General features: G+C 37.0%; 3 protein-coding genes. All 3 read left to right on the top strand.

The window, feature by feature from the left end; translation table 11 throughout:
• On the top strand, positions 1-632 hold a 632-nt coding region (locus tag V7137_RS18760; RefSeq protein WP_335699484.1), incomplete at its 5' end, for a sigma 54-interacting transcriptional regulator.
• 95 nt (positions 633-727) lie between these two features.
• Entirely contained in the window at positions 728-1720 is a 993-nt protein-coding gene (gene speB / locus V7137_RS18765; protein ID WP_335699485.1) for an agmatinase, read from the top strand.
• A 39-nt stretch (positions 1721-1759) separates the two neighbouring features.
• Positions 1760-2882 (top strand): purine-cytosine permease family protein (locus V7137_RS18770; protein WP_335699486.1); only part of this gene is annotated, 1123 nt, incomplete at its 3' end.

Below are 2882 nucleotides of genomic sequence, written 5' to 3' on the forward strand. Positions count from 1 at the left end.
TTTTTCTAGATGAAATTGGTGAACTGCCATTGAATCTTCAAGTAAAATTATTGTCGGTTTTGCAAAATCAAACCTTAATGAGAATTGGAGGAACAAAAAATATTGAGGTGAATTGCAGAATTATTTGTGCTACAAATCAAAACTTAGAAAAGATGATCAAAGAAAGGAAATTTAGAGAAGATCTTTATTACCGAATCAATGTCGTAAAAGTAGAGATTCCACCGCTAAGGGAACGAAAAGAAGAAATCATGCCATTAATTTACGAGATTACTGAACAATTGAATCGTAAATATCAATTGAATACATATTTTACCCCAACAATGGCTGCTTGGCTAAGCCAGCAAAATTGGCCGGGAAATGTCAGAGAATTACGAAACTATATTGAGAAGAAGATGATCACATCTAGTGGGAACGAAATAGACTTTGATTGGGGAGAAGAGGAAACAAAAAAGGATTCCTTCACCCAGTCAACGAAAGAAATTCCGTTAAACGATTATATAGAAACACTAGAAAAGGAGTATATTGTGCGAATGTATCATAAATATCCCAGTAGCATTAAACTTGCAGAAATATTAGGAATCAGCCAATCTACTGCAAATCGGAAAATACTAAAATATGTTGAGCAAAGGTAGTCGTTTTTGACTATAACCTTCACTTAAACGCTGTCTTTATTAGTTGGCATGAAAATTGCATTCTTTAATAATAGAAAACTAAAGGAGGCTAATTTATGTCAAATCAAGATGAAAAGCAATTTTTGAATTTACCTTTTACTGGTATCTGCACGTTTGGAAAATATCCTGTTTGTGCAGATATTAATCAACTAGATGCGGATGTAGCCGTTATTGGAGTTCCAAATGATATGGGTACTCAATGGAAATCTGGAGCAAGAATGGGTCCAAGGGGGATTCGTGAAGGATCTACACTTTACAGTTTTGGATTAAATGGTGCTTACGATATTGAAAAAGATATTACATATTTGGGGCCAAGATGGAAAGTAGTAGATTGCGGCGATGTTGACATGGTTCATGGTGATATGATGCAATGTCATGAAAACACAGAAGAAGCTATTAGAAAGATTGTTTCAAAAGGAGCCATGCCGGTTGTATTAGGCGGAGATCACTCCATTACCATTCCAGTCGGTAAAGCTTTAGAGGAGTTAGGACCTTTTCATGTTATTCAAATCGATGCCCATTTGGATTGGGCTGATCATCGTTCCGGGCAAAGGTATGGGCATGGAAGCTGTATTCGTCGTTTATCTGAAATGGACCATGTTCAGAAAATTTTCCAATTTGGAATTCGAGGAATTTCCAGCAGTTTGAAGGAAGATGTGGATGCAGCACGAGAATATGGAAGTGTTATTTTATCACCGCGCCAAATTAGGAAAATGGGAATTGAAAGGGTGATAGAACTACTTCCAGAAGGGGAAAAATACTATATTACCCTAGATATTGATGGTTTGGATCCTTCAGTAGCACCCGGAACAGGTACCCCTTCACCAGGAGGATTTATTTACGATGAAGTAAATGAATTGCTTGAAGGAATAGCTAAAAGAGGAAAAGTCATTGGCTTTGATTTGGTTGAAGTCGCACCGCCATATGACCCAGCTGGAATGACCGGTCAAGTAGGTGCACGGCTTGCATTGGATTTACTCAGCTTTGTTTTAAAGGAAATAGAGAACAAAGATGAACGCAAGTTGAATAAGAAAGAAGTTCACTTCTAAGAAAAGTCACCAAAATAATATATTTCAGGGGGCAGGTCTATGAAAATTGAGACAAGAAGTATTGAGTATATTCCAGCCAATGAACGTCATGGAAAACCAAGAGGATTGTTTTCAGTTTGGTTTGCTGCAAATATGCATATTACCACACTTGTGACAGGATCACTATGTGTCACTTTTGGCTTAAATCTTTTTTGGAGTGTTGTCGCTATTATAGTTGGTAATTTAATAGGAGCCATTTTTATGGCTTCACATTCTGCTCAAGGACCTAAACTCGGTATCCCCCAAATGATTCAAAGCCGTGCACAATTTGGTGTTATTGGTGCCGTTATTCCTTTAATTCTAGTTATTTTCATGTACCTGGGATTTTTTGCAAGCAGTGGTTTGTTAGGTGCACAAGTATTGAGTAGTGCCTTAAACCTTAATTTAACTTTGAGTATCATTGTTCTAAATATCATCACCTTTATCGTGACAATAATTGGCCATGATCTTATTCATAAAATGCAAAAGTATTTGACATGGGTGTTCTTTCTTGTATTCATAGCGGCTACGTTTATTGTCTTCCAATTACCCGTTCCGTCAGGAAGCTGGTCTCCAGCTGAGTTCAATCTACCAATCTTTATGTTAAGTGTTAGTGTGGTAGCAACCTGGCAAATCTCATATGCACCATATGTCGCTGACTACTCAAGGTATTTGCCAGTTGATACCAATTACTCAAAAACCTTTTGGTATACGTATGCAGGGACTGTTTTAGGCACTGTTTGGATGATGGTTTTAGGAGTCTTATTGACTACGGCCATTCCTAATTTCCTAAGTAATTCCGGCACGAATCTCGCTAATCAGTTTGGAAGTTTTTCGTTTCTTTTATTTGCTGTTATCATCCTAGGTCAGTTCTCCATCAATGTTTTTAATTTATATGGCGCCTTTATGTCTACCATATCTACTGTTGAGCCTTTTTTAAAAATAAAAGTAACCCCAAAAGTAAGGATGTACTTTATCTTTGGAATTGGAACCGTTGGAACTTTACTGGCTATTTGGGGTCAGGGAAATTTCTTGTCCAATTTTATCAACTTTATCTTATTTATTAGTTACTTTTTAATTCCATGGACAGCCATTAACCTCATTGATTTTTACGTCCTGCGTCACGGGGAGTATAGTATTAAAG

The organism is Neobacillus drentensis (assembly GCF_036962765.1).
GTDB classification, from domain to species: Bacteria; Bacillota; Bacilli; order Bacillales; family Cytobacillaceae; genus Neobacillus; species Neobacillus drentensis_C.

Bases quoted from the DNA above. Each gene is read 5' to 3' on its own strand.
- speB (WP_335699485.1), top strand. From the start codon at position 728: ATGTCAAATCAAGATGAAAAGCAATTTTTGAATTTACCTTTTACTGGT.